The sequence below is a fragment of the Psychromonas ossibalaenae ATCC BAA-1528 genome (assembly GCF_000381745.1).
GTDB classification, from domain to species: domain Bacteria; phylum Pseudomonadota; class Gammaproteobacteria; order Enterobacterales; family Psychromonadaceae; genus Psychromonas; species Psychromonas ossibalaenae.
On the sequence record NZ_KB907007.1, the window covers coordinates 1 to 19534 of the forward strand.

A 19534-nucleotide genomic window follows, 5' to 3' on the forward strand; every position below is an offset into this window, starting at 1 on the left:
TTCGTGCAAATAGAAAGATGGTGCGGGTGAAGGGATTCGAACCCCTGACCGCCTGGTTCGTAGCCAGGTACTCTATCCAGCTGAGCTACACCCGCTTTAAGAATCTACAAGAATGGCGGTGGAGGAGGGATTCGAACCCTCGAACAGGCTATAAACCCGTTACTCCCTTAGCAGGGGAGCGCCTTCGGCCACTCGGCCACCCCACCGTCGTCTTGTTGAGGCGTATATTACTGTCTTATGAAAACAAGTCAAACTTTTTTTGGTGATTAAATTCCATTTGCTTACTAAACAAACAAAACGTCTAAGATCAACAGTTGATAGCACAGAATACCACCGTTAAGTGGCTGTTATTCATCCTGCTGGAGCAGTGTTAGTTTTGAATTAAAGAGCTACAGCGGCTTAAAAAACTTAGCAAGTCAGAAAAAATACAATAATCATATTAATAAGTGTCCACCTGATACAAATAAACAACAGTGCATACTCAATCGGTCACAAAGCAGCCTCCTTTATTACAGCTGGCAAATATCTGTTTATCGAGTTTATGCCGGGCAGACGGGTAAACAACAAAAAAGTTATCGGTTTGCTCTGCCCCACAGGCACACTATAAAGAAAGTTATCGGATTTATTATGTTCAGGTGGGCGTACAATAAAGAAAGTTCTCAGGGGACTGCTATTAAGGCAGTCGAAGGTAATTCTACACGTAGGATACAATAGTGCGAATATATGAGTTTCAGGCACAAAAAAAGAGCCCAGAGGCTCTTTTATAACAGTTAACGGCTTCGCTTATGCTTCGCCGTTTTTTTCTGCCTGTATGCGCATATAAATTTCTTCACGGTGAACAGATACTTCTTTCGGCGCATTCACACCAACGCGTACCTGGTTCCCTTTTACACCCAAAACTGTGACTGTTACATTGTCGCCAATCATCAGAGTCTCACCAACTCGACGTGTTAAAATTAGCATGTACTGCTCCTATTCCAATTAGATTATCCATTTTTTTATTATGAACTAATACAAAGTAAAATTCAGATCTTTTTACCCGGTAATATCTCAATTATTTTTCTTCTGTCGGCTCTGTCGCCAATTCAAATGCTTTATGAAGAGCACGTACGGCTAGTTCAAGATATTTACTGTCAACCAAAACTGAAATTTTAATTTCTGATGTGGCAATCTGATGAATATTAATACCTTCTTGACCTAATGTATCAAACATTTTCTTTGCGACACCAGGGTGATTCCACATACCGACACCAACAATGGACACTTTCGCAATCTCATTGTTACCTTGAACGGCCTCAGCCTGCAGTGAGACACAGACAGCTTCAAGAAGTTCCCTAGCTTCTTGATAATCATCACGATGCACCGTGAAGGTAAAATCAGTTTTACCGTTACCAACCGTATTTTGTACAATCATATCAATATCGATATTGGCTTCACCAATCGGCGAAAGGATCTGCGCGGCAACAGTCGGCTGATCAGGAACACCGGACAGGGTTAAGCGAGCTTCATCACGATTAAAAGCAATACCAGAGATTACTGGAGATTCCATTTTATTTTCCTCATAACTAATTAATGTACCACCGCCGTCTTTAAAGCTTGATAATACACGCAGCGGGACATTGTATTTCCCGGCAAACTCCACAGAGCGAATCTGTAAAACCTTCGTACCCAGACTTGCCATTTCCAGCATCTCTTCAAAAGTAATGCTGTCGAGACGGCGGGCATTAGGTTCAACACGCGGATCGGTTGTATAAACACCGTCAACATCGGTATAGATCTGACATTCATCGGCTTTTAAGGCTGCCGCAATAGCTACAGCCGAGGTATCGGAACCGCCGCGGCCTAAGGTCGTGATATTATTATTTTCACAACGCCCCTGAAAACCTGCGATAACAACAACACGCCCGGCTTTTAAGCTGCGCACAATATTGTCGGTTTCAACATCTAAAATTCGCGCCTTGCTGTGGCTTGCATCGGTCTTAAGACGAATCTGATCACCCGTCATAGATACCGCATCAATATCTAACTGGTGTAAAGCCATAGCCAGTAGAGCAATGGTTGTCTGCTCTCCGGTTGTCAGTAACACATCCATTTCACGCGGACTCGGATTCGCGTTCAGTTCTTTAGCAAGTGCAATCATACGGTTGGTTTCACCGGACATTGCAGATAAAACAACTACAACATCATTGCCTGCATCTTTTGTCGCCTTTACTTTCTCAGCAACAACTTTTATTCGTTCGATATTACCTACTGAGGTACCACCATATTTTTGAACTATTAATGCCATTGTTATATCCCACCTTTAGGCCTGCCTTTATTCAGACAGGCCAGTCTTTTTATAAACGTTCACTTAACCAAGGTTCAACTAACGCCAGCGCTTCGGCTAAAGCTGCTGGATTATTACCACCCGCCATAGCCATATCAGGACGACCGCCGCCTTTGCCGCCAACCGGGCCGGCAACTAAATTAACTAACTCACCCGCTTTGACTTTTTTAGTTAAGTCTTTGGTCACACCGGCAATAAGATTAACTTTATCATCACCGACCGCAGTCGCTAAAACCACAATACCGGACTGCAGTTTATTTTTCATTTCATCAACACTGTCACGCAGTGACTTAGGATCAATGCCTTCGATGTTAGCAATAACAACTTTTACGCCGTTAATTTCAATCGCATTACCAGTCAGGTTAGAGCCGGCATCACTGGCCATTTTAGCTTTCAGCTGTGCAATCTCTTTTTCCAGTAGTTTATTACGATCTAAGATCTGCTCAACTTTTTCTCCTAGAGAAAAGTGATCACCTTTCACTAAGCCGCAGACTTTTTCTACTTCCTGTAAAACGTTATCGATCGCCTGACCGGCAGCAATACCGACAGAAGCTTCGATACGGCGGACACCGGCGGCAATACCTGATTCAGAGCGGATTAAAAACATGCCCATATCGCCAGTACGGCCAGTATGAGTACCACCGCAAAGTTCGATAGAGACATCTCCCATCTGTACCACACGCACCATGTCATCGTATTTCTCACCGAATAATGCCATCGCACCAGATGCTTTCGCTTCCTCGATATCCATCAGCTTAGTAACAACTTCAAAGTTATTACGTATCGCTTCATTCACCAGGAACATAACCTGACGCAAACTAGCCAGTGACAGCGCTTCAAAATGTGAGAAATCAAAACGTAGTTTATCAGCGTCAACTAATGAGCCCTTCTGGGTAACATGTTCGCCCAGAGTATGACGTAGAGCAGAATGCAGTAAATGCGTTGCTGAGTGATGCAGCGCAACCGATTTACGACGAACAGGATCAACAGAGGCCTGAACATTATCATTAAGCTTTAATGTGCCCGTGCTTAAGTAACCGATATGTAAGACAGCATCAGAGGATTTTTTGGTGTCCGTTACAACAAAAACGCCGCCGGGGAAAACTAACTCACCGGCATCACCAGACTGACCACCTGATTCAGCATAGAAAGAGGTCTTTTCTAAGATAACCTGAGCATTGTCACCTTCATTTAGGCTTTCAACAAAGACACCGTCATGAATTAACCCGGTAACGCCCGCAGTAATTTCTAACGAGTCGTAACCGACAAACTCAGTTGTCTGTTCAATTTTCAAAACATCGTTGTAATCAGTACCGAAATTATTTGCCTGCTGCGCACGAGCGCGCTGCTCTGCCATCGCACTGTCAAAACCAGGCTGATCGATAGTCAGCTCACGCTCACGAGCGATATCAGCCGTTAAATCAGCAGGGAAACCGTAGGTATCATACAGTTTGAAAACAACATCACCGGGGATAACAGAACCTTCAAGGTTATCTAATTCGATATCCAGAATCTGTAAACCACGATCTAGGGTTTTAGCAAACTGCTCTTCTTCTAAACGTAATATTTTTTCAACAAAAACACGCTGCTGCAGCAGCTCAGGGTAAGCGTCCCCCATCTGTTTAATTAATTCTTCATATATTTTGAAGAAGAAAACTTCATTTGCACCAAGCTTATGTCCGTGACGTACAGCACGGCGAATAATACGACGCAGTACATAACCACGACCTTCATTAGAAGGCATAACACCGTCACAAATCAGGAAACCGCAAGAGCGGATATGATCGGCAACGACACGCAATGATTTATCCTGCAGATCTTTCGCACCAGTTACCTCGGCAACCTTGGCGATTAATGCCTGAAAAATATCGATATCATAGTTTGAGTGACCATCCTGCATAATGGCAGAGATACGCTCAAGACCCATGCCCGTATCAACAGAAGGCTTTGGTAAATCTTCCATAGTGCCGTCGGCATGACGGTTGTACTGCATAAATACCAGGTTCCAGATCTCAATATAACGATCACCGTCTTCTTCAGGTGTTCCAGGAGGGCCACCCCAGATATGTTCGCCGTGATCATAAAAAATCTCTGTACATGGACCACACGGACCGGTATCACCCATTGACCAGAAATTATCTTTGGCGCCGATACGTGATAAACGCGCAGGATCTACTCCCACTTCATCTAGCCAGATTTTTTCAGCTTCAGGATCCTGATCAAATACGGTTACCCATAACTTTTCTTTCGGCAGCTTTAATTCAACAGTCAGATATTCCCACGCAAAGTTAATTGCATCACGTTTGAAATAATCACCAAAGCTGAAATTCCCCAACATTTCAAAAAATGTATGGTGACGAGCGGTATAACCTACGTTATCAAGGTCATTGTGTTTACCACCAGCACGTACACAGCGCTGACTTGAAGTTGCGCGCGTATAAGCTCTGTTTTCAGTACCAAGAAAAGTATCTTTAAACTGATTCATTCCCGCATTAGTAAATAGCAGGGTTGGATCGTTATCCGGCACAAGTGAGCTGCTGCTTACCGTTTGATGCCCTTTCTTAGCAAAGAAATCGAGAAATCCCTGACGGATTTCAGAAGTCGATTTGATCATGAGTTATTCCATGTAAAGTATCTGTTTTGTCGTTTTATAGATAAATATAAAACTACAAACGGGTGAAAAATAAATGCCGACTAATATAGCATGGAGCGTGGTGCGGGGAAAGTAGGCAAATAGGCGCTTTATCACTGAATAAATGTGTTATTTATGATCAGTTGACAGCTGTTTAAAAAACGGAGAAACTAACTACGTAACCAGTTACGTAAACAGTTAAGGGAATAACCATGGATTATATGCACCAGCTTGGCAATTTGAGTCTAGGCAGCCGTCTTAAACGCTTAAGCGATACACTCATGTCCGAAGTTGCCCATATTTATAATGAAACGGGGATTTCACTTAACCCCAGCTACTTTCCGCTGCTTACACTTATCCACCACCAAGGCCCGCAGGGAATTACCCAGGCCTCTGAAATGTTAGGCGTCAGCCACCCGGCAGTCAGCAAACTGGCCGATAAAATGATCCGTGAGGGTTATTTAATTAAAAGCCCCCATCCTAAAGACAAACGCGCCAGCCAGTTAAGTTTGTCTGATAAAGCAGAGCAGATCATTGAACAGGCAAAACCGGTGTGGGCTGCACTGCAGCAGCAGATTCATTTTATTGAGGCCCGCCAAAAAATGCCGCTTCTCGACGCGATAAATGAGTTTGAAAAGTTATTTCAGCAGCAGAATTTTAAGAACAGCGTCCTACAGACACTTAACTGCAAAGCACAAAATATTGAAATTATAAACTGGGCTCCACAATACAAAGATGATTTTAAAAGGCTGAATATGAACTGGTTAAATACTTACTTTAACGGCGAGTTAACCGAAACTGACCAGCAGTCATTAAACACACCGGAAGACTTCTATCTTGCTCGCGGCGGTTATCTGTTTTTTGCCAGGCAGGCCGACAAAATAGTTGCGGCCCTGGCGTTACGCTTGTGTGAGAACAACAGCTTTGAAATATCCAAAATGGCGGTAGATCCGCAGGCGCAGGGGCTGGGTATCGGCCGTCACCTGCTTTTAACCGCTCTTAATAAAGTTCGCGGGCTTCACGCCGATAAGGTCTGGCTTGAAACCAACAGCAGGCTGACACGCGCTATTAACCTTTATTCTAATTTCGGTTTCACAACACTAGAACACCCCGAAGGTAAAAGCTCATATCCACGAGCCGATATGTACATGGAATTACAACTCACAAAGGCATAAATATGATCTTTACTTCAATTCAAAAAAGGGAATTCTTCGGCGGTGCAAAAGCTTCACTACCATTAATTGTCGGCGCAGTTCCGTTTGCTTTATTATTCGGCACGCTGGCGCCGAACAGCGGTTTATCTGCACTAGCAACAGTTGCTATGTCAGTCATTGTGTTTGCAGGCTCAGCCCAGTTTATTGTTCTGGCTTTAATTGCCGTGCAGGCTCCCTTAGAAATTATTATTCTCACCACCTTTGTAGTGAATTTACGCCACCTGCTCTATGCGACGGCACTGGTTGAGTACGTAAAACATCTGCCTTTATCTTTACGAGCACTGCTCGCTTTTGGTCTCACCGATGAAACCTTTGCGAATATGAGCCAGCGTTACCAGCAGAAAGACCATACCTATGCACATTATTTCTATTTAGGCTCCATGCTCACTTTTTATGTTACCTGGGTGAGCTTCACTATCGCTGGGCTTCTGCTGGGTAACCTGATTCCGGATATGAGCAGCTGGGGGTTAGAGTTTGCCATGTCGGTAACTTTTATCGGCATGGTTGTACCTTATATGAACAGCAAAGCCATGATAGCGGCCATTATCAGTGCAGGTTTAAGCTCACTTGTTTTTGCCGATCTGCCTAATAAGCTGGGGTTAATTATCAGCGCCGTTATCGGCGTAGCGGTTGGGCTGAGTGTCATCCAGCTGTCTAAAAAGGAGCTTTCTTATGAATGAGTTTTATCTTATCTTCGGTATGTTTGTGGTGACTTTTGCAATCCGTTTTGTCATGTTTGCATTTGCCGGCAAGATGCAGTTTCCCAGCTGGTTGGAAAAAGCATTAAAGTTTGTGCCTCCTGCCGTACTAACGGCAATTATCGTTCCTTCAGTTGTAATGCCTGCAGGTGTCTTAGATATCAGTTTTACAAATGTTTATTTAACCGCAGCGCTGTTTTCTTTGGCCGTTGCACTGCTGACTAAAAACCTGTTGAAAACCATCGGCTTAGGAATGCTGTTTTTTCTATTTTTAAAATGGATGCTGTGAAGCTCTAGTACAGATTTACTGGCTGTGGATAACCGCTTTATAGAAATGAAAAAGGCGTGAAGTTTCACGCCTTTTATCTTACTTAATATGCAGTAAAAGCTTAAGCTTCTTCAGTTGCTGTTTTTACTTTTGATTTTTCTTCTTCAGCTTCAGTTTTAGGCATTAAAGATTCACGAATTTTAGCTTCTAACTCTTCAGCTAATGCCGGGTTTTCCTGCAGGTGCTTACTGGCATTACTCTTACCCTGGCCAATCTTAGCGCCGTTGTATGAATACCACGAACCGGCTTTTTCAACAAAATCCTGTTTAACACCCAGATCGATTAACTCACCAAAGTGGTTAATACCTTCACCATAGAGGATCTGGAATTCAGCTTGTTTAAATGGTGGTGAAACTTTGTTTTTAACTACTTTTACACGCGTTTCATTACCGACAATTTCATCGCCGTTTTTAATCGCACCGATACGACGAATATCCAGACGAACAGAAGCATAGAACTTAAGTGCATTACCACCAGTTGTTGTTTCCGGGTTACCGAACATCACACCAATCTTCATACGAATCTGGTTAATGAAGATACATAAACAGTTAGTTTGTTTAATATTACCGGTCAGTTTACGCAGTGCCTGAGACATTAAGCGTGCCTGAAGCCCCATATGAGAATCACCCATGTCACCTTCAATTTCGGCTTTTGGTGTTAACGCCGCAACGGAGTCAATAATAACCACATTAACTGCACCTGAGCGCACCAGCATGTCACAGATCTCTAACGCCTGCTCACCGGTATCCGGCTGAGAAATAAGCAGATTATCAGTATCTACCCCGAGCTTTTTAGCGTAGATAGGATCAAGAGCATGCTCGGCATCAATAAACGCACAAGTTTTACCCATTTTTTGTGCTTCTGCAATAACTTGTAATGTTAACGTTGTTTTACCAGAACTTTCCGGCCCGTAAATTTCAACAACACGACCAAACGGCAGACCGCCTATGCCTAACGCAACATCCAGACTGAGTGAGCCGGTCGAAACAGATTCAATTTCCATCATTGCAGCGGCGCCGTCACCTAGACGCATAATTGAGCCTTTACCAAACTGTTTTTCAATTTGACCAAGTGCCGCTGATAATGCTTTTTCTTTGTTTTTATCCTGACTCATGTTTTCTCCAGATTCACGTATAAACGTATTTGTTTAACTGTATACACAAATATAATTTGTGACTGATATGTTCTTAGCAGATGTTGTATCAAGTGCTTTCGTTATTTTAACTGTATATGCACTCAGTACACAGCAATTAGTATACTGTTGATTTGAACAGTATCAAGTGCTTTTTGACTGCTTGTTTAAATTATTTTTTATTCGACGGCTTCAATCAATCCAAGAAGTGCCAGGCGAATAGCTTGTGTCCTGACTTCCGAGCGATCTCCAACAAATAAATAGGTTTCAGTTTTACTGCATGTATGAGCGTTGTACCACGACATGCATACTGTGCCTACAGGTTTTTCAGCTGTGCCGCCGTCGGGTCCGGCAATACCGCTGACTGCAACAGCAAGATCTGCATCCGAATTCTTTACCGCCCCGATAGCCATCTGTTCTACAACCGGCTCTGACACTGCACCAGATTTTTCAATCAGCAGCGGATCCACATTGACCATCTGATTTTTAGCATCATTGCTGTAGGTAATAAAACTACGGTCAAACCACTGCGAACTTCCAGAAATTTCTGTAATAGCGTATGCTACGCCACCACCGGTACAGGATTCTGCAGTTGCTGCAACCAGCCCTGCATTAGTCAGTTTTTCACCTAATACCTGCGCTAATTCTTGAACGGTTTTTTCAGTAAACATAAGTTTTCTCCAACTTATTTAACCAATAATAATTAAGTGTATTCATTATGAAGCCAACTGCGCAAGAATTAAAACAACATACGCCGATGATGCAGCAATTTTTAACCATCAAAAGCGAAGTACCCGATACCCTGATGTTCTATCGTATGGGTGATTTTTATGAATTGTTTTTTGATGATGCTCGTAAAGCCTCACAACTGCTTGGTATCTCCTTAACACAACGCGGTAAAACCGGTGGTAACGCCATTCCAATGGCCGGCGTTCCTTATCATAGTGTAGAGGGTTATTTAGCGAAATTAATTGAAATGGGCGAGTCAATTGCAATTTGTGAGCAAATTGGTGATCCAGCTACTTCTAAAGGCCCCGTTGAACGTAAAATTGTTCGTATTATCACACCCGGAACAATAACTGATGAAGCGCTGCTTGACGACCGACGTGATAACCTTCTATGTGCCGTCTATCAGCAGCAGAACACTTTCGGCGTGGCATCATTAGATATCGGCAGCGGCCGCTTTATTATTAATCAGTTCCAGCATCTGGAAACACTGCAGGCGGAAATGCAGCGCCTCAATCCCGCTGAGCTTTTATATCCGGAAAATTTCGAACATATTAATTTAATCGAACACCTGCCGACTATCCGCCGCCGCCCGGAATGGGAATTTGAACTTTTAACCAGTAAAAAAACCTTAAATCAGCAGTTTGGTACCAAAGATTTAATCGGTTTCGGCGTCGAAAAAGCAGAAGTGGCTCTTTGTGCCGCCGGCGCTTTACTGCAGTATATAAAAGATACGCAGCGTACCAGCCTGCCGCATCTACAGTCGATTAAACTTGAGCAGAATATTGACAGCGTCATTTTAGATGCCGCCACGCGTAAAAATTTAGAACTGACTCAAAACCTCTCCGGCGGATTCGAAAATACCCTAGCGGAAGTTTTAGACTTTACGGTTACGCCCATGGGCAGCCGTTTATTAAAACGCTGGATCCACCAGCCGATTCGTAACTTTAATATCTTAAACTACCGCCAGACCATGATTCAGACGCTAATTGATCAGGATCTAACCTGTGCATTAGCTGAACCTTTAAAACAGATTGGCGATGTTGAACGTGTGATTGCACGTTTAGCACTGCGCTCAGCACGTCCGCGCGATTTAACCCGTTTACGTACCGCATTCTCGTTATTACCGGAGCTGCAGAACTTGATTGCTGAAATGCCGCCTGAACTGGTCAGCAAGCTCAGTAAAGAGATGGGATCATACCCGGAACTATTAGAATTATTAGAAAAAGCGGTGATCGATAACCCACCGGTAATTATCCGTGACGGCGGTGTGATTGCCCCGGGTTATAACGAAGAGCTGGATCAGTGGCGTAACCTCGCTCAGGGGGCCACTGACTACCTTGAGAAACTGGAGCTTCGCGAGCGTGAAGCAACTGGTATTGCTACCCTGAAAGTCGGTTACAACCGAGTGCACGGTTATTATATTGAAACCAGCCGCTCACAGTCTGATGCTGTGCCGGCACATTATGTGCGCCGCCAGACCCTGAAAAATACCGAACGTTATATTATTGCAGAACTTAAAGAGCATGAAGATAAAGTGCTTTCCAGTCAGGGCAAAGCCTTAGCGCTGGAAAAGAAACTTTATGAACAGTTAATTGACCTGCTGATGCCGCATCTGCACAACTTACAATTTACCGCACAGTCATTAGCCGAGTTAGACGTACTTAATAATCTGGCAGAACGTGCATTAACACTCGATTATATCCGCCCGACGCTACAGGCAAAAAGCGGTATCGAGATTGAAGAAGGCCGCCATCCGGTTGTTGAACAGGTTAGCAAAACCCCGTTTATTGCCAATCCGATCAACCTTAATGACCAGCGCCGTATGCTGATTATCACCGGACCGAATATGGGTGGTAAATCAACCTATATGCGTCAGACTGCCTTAATGGTATTGATGGCGCATATCGGCAGTTTTATTCCTGCACAAAGCGCAAAAATCGGACCTGTAGACCGTATTTTCACCCGCATCGGCGCATCGGATGACCTGGCCAGCGGACGCTCAACCTTTATGGTGGAGATGACCGAAACCGCCAATATTCTGCATAATGCCACTAAAAACAGTTTAGTCTTAATGGATGAAATAGGCCGCGGCACCAGTACCTTTGACGGTTTATCACTAGCCTGGGCCTGTGCCGAGGAGTTAGCCGAAAAGATCCAGGCTTATACTTTGTTTGCGACTCATTACTTTGAATTAACCACCCTGCCGGAAAGTATCCCGGAGCTGGTGAACGTTCACCTAGATGCCGTTGAACATGGTGACGGCATTGCTTTTCTGCACGCAGTGCAGGAAGGCGCCGCGAATAAAAGTTACGGCTTACAGGTCGCATCACTGGCAGGTGTACCAAAAGAGGTGGTTAAGAACGCGAAACGTAAGCTGCAGCAGTTAGAGCTGGCATCAAGCCATAACTTAAATGCAGATCAACTACCCGTACAAGCCGCATTAAGCTTTGCAGAGCCGGAAACACACCCTGCGGTGGATCTGCTGCAGAGTATTGATCCCGATGAATTAACCCCGAAAAAAGCATTAGAACTAATTTATCTGCTTAAAGAAAAAGCTTAGCGGTTGTAATAAAAGGCGCAGAAGTTATCTTAACGGCCTTCTGCACCTTTTACTTATTTACATTAAAACACCTTAATTAGAACTCGAAACACCTACTTTAAAGAAAAACTTACCACACTAAGCAATTGATTCTATTAGTTATGATTAATTGTTTGCCAAATAAACAGCCATTGAAATATTTCTGTCACATTTCTCTGTTTTAATCTGCTTGTCAAAAAACTGAAATATAATCGTCATAAATTACAACAGGTAATAAAAATGAGTGTAAATCAAAATAATCAGTCACTAAACAAACTGTTCAACTGGACGGCCGTTATCTTTTTAGTTTACTGCATGTTGGTTGCAGTGAGCACGGTTAGTGGTGGTTTCAAAATTTTCTCGGGCGGTGCAAGCGGTGCAGAGCAGATATTCCAGTTCGCCACTAATCCGTTTGTAGCATTGATATTAGGCACATTAGCCACTGCTTTAGTGCAGTCATCTTCAACCGTTACCGCGGTAACGGTTGGCTTAGTTGCCGGCGGGCTGCCGATATCCATTGCCATCCCACTGGTTATGGGCGCTAATATGGGTACGACAATCACCAATACGATTGTTTCTATCGGTCATATCCGAGAAAAAGATGACTTTAAACGTGCCTTCAGTGCAGCTACTGTGCACGACTTCTTTAATTTGATAGCCGTCGCTATTTTCCTGCCTTTAGAGATCATGTTCGGCATATTAGAAAAGCTGGCGTCTTCCGCGGCTCACCTTTTTGTCGGCAATGCTGATATTTCCATGAAAGGCCTTGATTTCATGAAGCCGCTCACTAAACCAGGCGTTAATCTGGTGACAGATCTGGTCTCATTTGCTCCAGGTAAAATGGGCGGTATCGCCATGGTTATTGCCGGTGTCGGCATAATATTATTCTCGGTCACTTTCCTAGGCAAAGTACTGAAGAAAGTATTAGTGGGTAAAGCGAAAGATATTCTTCATAACACCATAGGTAAAGGCCCGGTATCAGGCATTGCTTCAGGTGCATTAGTGACGGTTATGGTGCAGTCATCATCAACCACAACCAGTCTGATGATTCCGCTAGCCGGCAGCGGTATGTTCACCACACGTCAGATTTACCCGTTTACACTAGGCGCTAATATCGGCACAACCATCACTGCATTATTAGCTGCGACCGCAATTTCCGGTGAAATGGCCGAAGCAGCTTTAACCATTGCTCTGGTTCACTTCCTGTTTAACTTCTTAGCCGTTGCTTTAATTTATGGAGTGCCGTTCCTGCGTGAACTGCCGATTAAAGCTTCGGAACACCTTGCTGAAGTTGGTACTAAAAACAAACTTTTAGCATTTTCTTATGTAGTGGGCACTTTCTTTGTACTGCCGGGTGCAATACTAATCGGTGTCCGCTAACAGCCTGCTGATAAGCAAATCGATTAACTAAAAACCACAAGCCGCACTGCTTGTGGTTTTTTTGTATTGAGCAGTAAATATAATAAAGCATCTTTTAGTACAAAAGGTTTAAAAGCTCACTAATTCAGCCAAATTAGCAGGACGGTAATAAACAGATTTCAACACTTTACCCTGGCGGACAGTTTTACCTGCCATTTCTACATCCTGCGCACACTTGGCAATAACAAAGTCACCTTTAATACTATCAACCAAAGCGACGCCCTGCTTAGCGTAAAATACCTGCGTTTCCTGGAATTCCTGCTGATTACGGCAGACTTTGCTCATATTGCTTGAATGTACTTCGTCCCAGCAGGGCAGGAAGTTGATTTCCCGGTGCTTAGCAACATTCAGCAGCAGATCAATCAGGTAACTGATTTCAAGGTTGTCATTTACTTTAGATGCACCTAAATGTACCAGGCGCCCCATCAGAACATAAACGCTGTCAACAATGGCATCTGCCTGTTCAATTTTACAGTCTGCTTCGGCTAGCTCAGTTAATTCTTCAATAATCAAAGAGCTATGCAGAGTATCAGCTTTAGCATCTAACGAATTTTGATCTTCACAAGGCAGATCAAAGGTTTCCCGAAACTGCATAATATCACGGTATAAATGATCATAAACGGGCTGGGTTAATAGTGATAATTTCATGGCTTAGGCCTTTTAAATAAGGGAAAATTCAGCGCGCTAAGTTAACAAAATGCCTCTAAAAAAAATAGCTTCATTTTTATTATTAAATACTCAGTACAAGTCAAACACTTAGATATATAATTAAAGTTAATAACAAGATTATTAAAATAAACACAGGAGAATTGATTGCGTAAGGTAAAACTCAAGCAGCAGGACAAACTGTCCATCAAAGTCACCCATCAGATAAAAAAGGGTGAATCACGGAGAATCGATTTATACTTCTCTTTACCAAAAGAGATGGGCATTAATAAAAATACCTTATCTGAAACCGATTATTTTAATTCGGCTATCAAGGGCCGTCGCGCCTATTTTACCAAAGGCCTGCATCTGCCTCTATTACATACGCGTTTTGCCAGCCGTATGAAACGTTCTCCTGAAGAATACAAAACCAACCTTAACCTGTTTGCCTATCAGTACATCACTGCGCTCGATACCGATACCGATGAAACATTAAGCCTGGATGACAGCGAGAGTCTGCGTGATTTCTACCATGCTGCGGCGGATATAACTGAGCATAGTCTGGCCATTTTAAAAAAACACCGCAGCCATACCCTAAAAGATCCGAAGCTGCAGTCTATTTTTGATAATGTTGACAACTACCTGTCCTGGTATACGGAACAGAGCATATTGCGCATGCTGGCAAAAAAACCTCGTAATGCCGAGTTTTCAGATGCACGTCTCGCACTGCTTAATATCTGTGAAGAAGAAAACAATTATCGCAAGAAAAAAGCTTATAACTCCGAAGCAACGCTTAAGGATCCAAACCGTATTGCTAATAAAATGCGTTTATTACGACGCTTAATTGAATACGGTGTTATTTTTAAAAGTGAAACACAGGAGCTGGGTAATATAACCCGTAAAATTGTAACCGGCGTTGCGACGGCTTTGATTATGTGTGTAGTGCTGGTTTTAATTATTAAAACTCAAGGCGCACTGAGTAAACTGACCTCAGTAATGATTTTAGTGCTGGCTGTTATATACGGCGTGCGTGAAGTCTTTAAAGACGATTTTAAAAATATTCTGTGGCGCTGGATCCGTAAAGGTAAACCAAAATGGTCGCGTATCTTAAAAGACTCAACCAGTCAGTCAGAAATTGCCAGACAGAGAGTCTGGTTAGATTATATCAAAACCAAAAAGCTACCGACACAGAGTAAAGAATTATTAGCCAGACGCCATATGCAGAATATACAAAGCGCTGAACTTTTACATTACCGCATTGAAACAAAAGTTGATAACTACGACTTTCAGGCGGGTTACGATACACTGGAAGAAACTATTTTATTCAGCCTTCGCCCTTTTGCCCGCTATCTGGAGCGAGGTACAGGTAAAGTCTATGAGCAGAATGACGCGTCCTCTAACAAAGAGAAGATTCAGAGTACCTCAATCGAACGGCGCTACCAGATCAATGTCGTCGTCGCTCTGGATCAGGGCTGGAAATATAAAGAAGAGTTTGAGCGTTATAAGATCACTCTGAACCGCTCCGGAATTATTGAAATAGAAAAAGCCGGCGAGACAAAGAGTAAAGATAAACCTCAGACTGATCGTTACTCAAAGCTAAGAACACTACTGCACTTTAAAAAACGTAGTTAAGCAGACTAATAAAAACAGCAGATTAAGCTCTGCTGTTTTTACTCAATGAATTTTATTCAGCAGCTAAAGTTTCAATTCGATAAAAACCCTGCCCGTCCTGGCCTAATGTATCAGCTAAAAACGGCAAAGATTCCTGCATCTCTTTTTTTAATGTCCATGGCGGATTAATTACTATCATCCCGCTTGAGGTCATGCCTCTTTCAGCAGAATCAGCCTGAATACCCAGCTCAAAAAGCTGCATATTTTTAATGCCTGATTTTTTTAACTCTCTCTCCATGCGGTTAATTACCTGACGATTGACTACCGGATACCAAAGTGCGTAGGTTCCTGTCGCAAAGCGTCGTACCGCCTGAATAAGGCTTTCCACAACCAGATCATATTCGTTTTTAATTTCATAGGATGGATCAATAAGGATAAAACCACGGCGCTCTTTGGGCGGCATATTTGCAACCAAACCTTCCAGACCGTCCTTTTTAGCCATTTTAATCTGCCGATCACCAGAGAAGTTTTCACGCATATTGGTAAATTCATTAGGATGCAGCTCAAAAAGAAACATGCGGTCAGTCTCACGCAGCATCTGACGAGCAATACTTGGTGAGCCGGGGTAATGCATCAATTTACTTTGTGCGTTAAACTCAACAACCTGTTCAACATAGCGCGCAACCGGAGCAGGCAGGTCAGCACGTTTCCATAACGGAAAAATTCCGTTATTAAATTCTTTGGTTTTTAACGCTTCTGAAGACTGAAATGAATACGCGCCGCACCCAGAATGGGTGTCGAGATAACACAGAGGTTTATCTTTTTTCAGCATGTAATCAAGAATAGAAGCCGCAACGGTGTGTTTCAGCACATCCGCAAAATTACCTGCATGAAAAGAATGGCGATAGCTCAGCACAAAATACTCCAAAAACAAAAATATAATAAGCCGCGCAGTATATACCCGTTAGCATTCAAGTTGCAAAAATCAGCAAGTAATGAGGTAGACAGGTTCTAGGCGTGAAGGTGAAGATCTAACGGGTTAAATCGAAACTTCACAACGAATTGTTAAATGCTTGCATTTAACAATGTCGATAGAGGAATCACGAAGTGAATCGCTCGAAAGACAACGAAGATGTCTGCCTCACGACTTGCCTCGTAGGTCGCAAGATCGAAAACCAATACTGCGTTACAACATTCGAGAAGGGCTAGCCATTATCATCATGTTGTGCCTTGCCTTGGTGTCCGATCTCGCGACTGATAAATGCATTTTGATTGTTAACGGGTATAATGAAAATTGTCAGCTATTGCGCTAAAAATAAGCTCCTAAATCTTTAAACGCATGTTATTATCCCCGCCCGAATTATTTGCACTAAAATGGAGATTCAATGCAACCTGATGCTCTAAATCCTATTGAAAAGCGCACCGCTTTTTCACTCTCCTTAGTTTTCGCACTACGCATGTTAGGCCTGTTTATGATCATGCCGGTATTTGCAATCTACGGACAGGATCTGATCGGCTATTCTCCGCTTTGGGTTGGTTTTGCCATTGGGGCATATGGTTTAACACAAGCATTATTACAAATTCCAGCAGGCATGCTGTCCGACAAATTTGGACGCCGCCCGGTTATTTTCGGCGGCTTAATTATATTTGCCGTCGGCAGTTTAGTCGCGGCCTATTCCGACAGTGTTTACGGTGTAACAGCAGGTCGGGCTCTACAGGGAGCCGGTGCTATTGCCAGTGCTATTCTGGCCTTAGCAGCAGATGTCACCCGGGAAGAGCAGCGCCCTAAAGCAATGGCAATGATTGGAGTAAGCATCGGCCTTGCTTTTGCCGTTGCTATGGTTGCAGGCCCTGTTTTAGCACCGTTTATCGGTCTGCAGGGTTTATTTTTGATTACAGCAGCCGGTGCATTAGCCGGCATTGTGATTGTTCATTTTGTTGTTCCCCATGTAGTCAACAAAGCCCCGCGCGGTGAAACAATAGCAATTCCAGCTTTACTCGGCAGACTGGCCAAAAATCCGCAGCTGCAGCGTTTAGATGCAGGTATCTTTATTTTGCATATGACACTTACCGCTATGTTTATCGCACTACCGCTGCAGCTGCAGGAAATGAACCTGGCAGCTGAGGTCCACTGGCATTTATACCTTCCGGCACTGTTAATTTCATTTACCTTAATTATTCCCATGCTGATCACGGCCGCCCGTAAAAATATGAATAAGCAGTTTTATCTGTTTGCTATTTTACTGATGGCAGGCAGTTTAATTGCAATGGCGCTGACTTCTCAATCACTTACCTTAATGTTTATCTGTGTCTTACTGTATTTCACCGCCTTCAATTTTTTAGAAGCATCGCTGCCGGCTTTTATCTCAATGATTTCTCCTGCGGGCGCAAAGGGCAGTGCAATGGGGATCTACAGCACTTATCAGTTTTTAGGCGCATTTTTCGGTGGTATTTTAGGGGGCTTATCCTATAAACTACTCGGCAGCAGCGGCTTATTTTTATGTTTAGCCGCATTAATGCTGATTTGGTTTTTCATTTCGTGGGGCATGCATAATCCAAGCAAAGTCCGCACTCATACCATTACAGCATTAATAAACGATGAAACAGATGCACAGTTAAAAACACAGCAGCTCATTGCACTTGGCGGTGTAATAGAAGTAGTGATGATCATCGAAGAACAAACAGTTTATATCAAAGTCAATAACCAAGCGTTTGCACTGAAAAAAGCGAAAGAAATTTTAGCAAATACTTAAGAAAAACCTAAACAGCAAGCGGAGCAAAAACATGTTTAACCGTAGTGTAAACAAAGTCGTATTAGTCGGTAATCTAGGTAAAGATCCGGAAATGCGTTATATGCCGAACGGCAGCGCAGTGGCAAATTTGACACTGGCAACAACAGAAAGCTGGAAAGATAAACAAACCGGCGAACGTAAAGAAAAAACAGAATGGCATCGCCTGACTGTCTTTAACCGTCTTGGTGAGATGTGTGGTGAGTACCTGAAAAAAGGTGCAAAAATCTACGTTGAAGGCAAATTACAAACACGTAAGTGGCAGGGACAGGATGGTCAGGATCGTTACACAACTGAAGTTGTTGTAGCTGAAATCCAGATGATGGATTCACGCAACCCGGCACAAGGCCAGGGACAGTTCCAACAGAACGCACCGCAGCAGAATGCACAGCCGCAGCAGAGCTGGGGTAATGCCCCGCAGCAGCCGCCGGCACAGCAGGCAGCTCCGCAAATGGCACCGGCTTACCAGCCGGCTCAGCAGCAGGCACCGGCTCAACAGTCAGCTCCAGCACAGCAGCAGGCACCAGCGCAGCAGGCGCCAGCTCAATACAATGAACCGTCTATGGACTTTGATGACGATATCCCGTTCTAGGCTGTATTTTACAATAATGTAAAAATAGACGCTAAGTCCCTCTCTAAACCAGCATAACAGCTGGTTTTTTTGTTTTTACACTTTTGCACTTAGACACAGGGTTATAGTATATATTGTTTTCTGTAACAGCATGGCTTCAACGGTAAAGACAGTTTGAAACGGCTCCATGCAGCTATGAACCTTTTTATTTAGTGTCCATTTCTCTTAAGTAGAGGTAGACGGTATCTCTTGATACTCCTAGTATTTTCGCAGCTAAGAGAATGCTGTTCTTGTACTTAAAGATACCAAGCTCATGAAGTTTCGTAACAACCTCCCTATTTCTCTTTGAAGGCGAAATTGACGGGTTATCCAAAACCTCGCTTCGCACCACATCAATGGTGCTGGTTACCGTTTCGTCAATGTCTTTGGCGAACGTCTCGGGAGAGTTCGATGATTCGCCGTTACAGTCAAGAGGAAACATTGTTTTCAAAAACGACTGCATCGGTGCATCCATATCGACATTGATACAAAGCAGCCCGATAGCCTTGCCCTTGGGGTTGCGGACAATGGTGGTTATTGAGCGCAGTGTCTTACCCGTTGAACTCTTAGTCATGTACGAGTCGGATACGTCTTTGCCGTCTTTGAGTTTTAATAATGCAAGATTAGTAATTGGAGCACCAGCTTCACGATCAGTAACATGACCATTTGCTATTTTAAGTACCGACGGAGAGTTAATATCGAGACTGTGCAGCACTACCTCGGTATATTCACCATACATTCTAGCAATCCCGTCCACTACGTTTTCCATAGCGTTAAGAATGTCATAATCACCTTTAGTTAGCTTTCGTAATTCCAATTTCTA

At 43.4% G+C, this 19534-nt stretch carries 16 protein-coding genes and 2 tRNA genes; 8 read left to right on the forward strand and 10 right to left on the reverse strand.

What is annotated here, in order from left to right; all coding sequences use genetic code 11:
* Positions 1 to 18 precede the first annotated feature (18 nt).
* From G327_RS0117070 to alaS, 5 genes are all read right to left on the reverse strand, one after another.
* A tRNA-Arg gene (locus G327_RS0117070) sits at positions 19 to 95 on the reverse strand.
* Between the two features lie 18 nt (positions 96 to 113).
* Positions 114 to 206: transfer RNA gene (locus tag G327_RS0117075), tRNA-Ser, on the reverse strand.
* A 577-nt stretch (positions 207 to 783) separates the two neighbouring features.
* Positions 784 to 963: a carbon storage regulator CsrA gene (gene csrA / locus G327_RS0117080; RefSeq protein WP_019616021.1), complete on the reverse strand. Its 180-nt coding sequence runs from the start codon at positions 961 to 963 to the stop codon at positions 784 to 786.
* Positions 964 to 1054: 91 nt separating this feature from the next.
* On the reverse strand, positions 1055 to 2287 hold the full coding sequence (locus tag G327_RS0117085; RefSeq protein ID WP_019616022.1) for an aspartate kinase: 1233 nt from the start codon (positions 2285 to 2287) through the stop codon (positions 1055 to 1057).
* Positions 2288 to 2336: 49 nt separating this feature from the next.
* A complete protein-coding gene (gene alaS / locus G327_RS0117090; RefSeq protein WP_019616023.1) occupies positions 2337 to 4940 on the reverse strand; it encodes an alanine--tRNA ligase in 2604 nt (867 codons plus the stop codon).
* 230 nt (positions 4941 to 5170) lie between these two features.
* On the opposite strand from alaS, the gene G327_RS0117095 reads away from it, so the two are divergent.
* The 3 genes from G327_RS0117095 to G327_RS0117105 are packed head-to-tail and all read left to right on the forward strand — an operon-like array spanning position 5171 to position 7159.
* Positions 5171 to 6133 carry a bifunctional helix-turn-helix transcriptional regulator/GNAT family N-acetyltransferase gene (locus G327_RS0117095; RefSeq protein ID WP_019616024.1) on the forward strand — a complete coding sequence of 321 codons (963 nt, stop codon included), beginning with the start codon at positions 5171 to 5173 and terminating at the stop codon, positions 6131 to 6133.
* 2 nt (positions 6134 to 6135) lie between these two features.
* A complete protein-coding gene (locus G327_RS0117100; RefSeq protein WP_019616025.1) occupies positions 6136 to 6852 on the forward strand; it encodes an AzlC family ABC transporter permease in 717 nt (238 codons plus the stop codon).
* Positions 6845 to 7159 (forward strand): AzlD domain-containing protein, encoded by a 315-nt coding sequence (locus tag G327_RS0117105; RefSeq protein ID WP_019616026.1) that lies wholly within the window; start codon positions 6845 to 6847, stop codon positions 7157 to 7159. The genes G327_RS0117100 and G327_RS0117105 overlap by 8 nt, the downstream gene beginning before the upstream one ends.
* 100 nt (positions 7160 to 7259) lie before the next feature.
* Here G327_RS0117105 and recA read toward each other — a convergent pair whose 3' ends face one another.
* Together recA and G327_RS0117115 are read right to left on the reverse strand one after the other, a co-directional pair.
* Positions 7260 to 8312, reverse strand: coding sequence for a recombinase RecA (recA, locus tag G327_RS0117110; RefSeq protein WP_019616027.1), 1053 nt, complete (start codon positions 8310 to 8312; stop codon positions 7260 to 7262).
* 197 nt (positions 8313 to 8509) lie between these two features.
* Complete coding sequence (locus tag G327_RS0117115) at positions 8510 to 9001, reverse strand: CinA family protein (RefSeq protein WP_019616028.1); 492 nt, start codon at positions 8999 to 9001, stop codon at positions 8510 to 8512.
* 47 nt (positions 9002 to 9048) lie between these two features.
* Here G327_RS0117115 and mutS point away from each other — a divergent pair, with 47 nt between their 5' ends.
* Positions 9049 to 11619, forward strand: a complete 2571-nt coding sequence (gene mutS, locus G327_RS0117120) for a DNA mismatch repair protein MutS (protein ID WP_019616029.1) — start codon at positions 9049 to 9051, stop codon at positions 11617 to 11619.
* 258 nt (positions 11620 to 11877) lie between these two features.
* Positions 11878 to 13017 carry a Na/Pi symporter gene (locus G327_RS0117125; protein WP_019616030.1) on the forward strand — a complete coding sequence of 380 codons (1140 nt, stop codon included), beginning with the start codon at positions 11878 to 11880 and terminating at the stop codon, positions 13015 to 13017.
* Between the two features lie 108 nt (positions 13018 to 13125).
* On the opposite strand, the gene G327_RS0117130 is transcribed toward G327_RS0117125, so the two are convergent.
* Complete coding sequence (locus tag G327_RS0117130) at positions 13126 to 13704, reverse strand: nucleoside triphosphate pyrophosphohydrolase family protein (protein WP_019616031.1); 579 nt, start codon at positions 13702 to 13704, stop codon at positions 13126 to 13128.
* Between the two features lie 165 nt (positions 13705 to 13869).
* Here G327_RS0117130 and G327_RS0117135 point away from each other — a divergent pair, with 165 nt between their 5' ends.
* Complete coding sequence (locus G327_RS0117135) at positions 13870 to 15333, forward strand: hypothetical protein (protein ID WP_019616032.1); 1464 nt, start codon at positions 13870 to 13872, stop codon at positions 15331 to 15333.
* A 52-nt stretch (positions 15334 to 15385) separates the two neighbouring features.
* Here the strand turns inward: G327_RS0117135 and G327_RS0117140 are convergent, their stop codons facing one another.
* Positions 15386 to 16228, reverse strand: coding sequence for a 23S rRNA (adenine(2030)-N(6))-methyltransferase RlmJ (locus G327_RS0117140; RefSeq protein ID WP_019616033.1), 843 nt, complete (start codon positions 16226 to 16228; stop codon positions 15386 to 15388).
* Between the two features lie 469 nt (positions 16229 to 16697).
* Here G327_RS0117140 and G327_RS0117145 point away from each other — a divergent pair, with 469 nt between their 5' ends.
* A complete protein-coding gene (locus G327_RS0117145; protein ID WP_019616034.1) occupies positions 16698 to 18065 on the forward strand; it encodes an MFS transporter in 1368 nt (455 codons plus the stop codon).
* A gap of 31 nt (positions 18066 to 18096) precedes the next feature.
* Positions 18097 to 18693, forward strand: a complete 597-nt coding sequence (gene ssb / locus G327_RS0117150) for a single-stranded DNA-binding protein (RefSeq protein WP_019616035.1) — start codon at positions 18097 to 18099, stop codon at positions 18691 to 18693.
* 184 nt (positions 18694 to 18877) lie between these two features.
* On the opposite strand, the gene G327_RS0117155 is transcribed toward ssb, so the two are convergent.
* Positions 18878 to 19528, reverse strand: a complete 651-nt coding sequence (locus G327_RS0117155) for a helix-turn-helix transcriptional regulator (RefSeq protein WP_019616036.1) — start codon at positions 19526 to 19528, stop codon at positions 18878 to 18880.
* Positions 19529 to 19534: the final 6 nt, after the last annotated feature.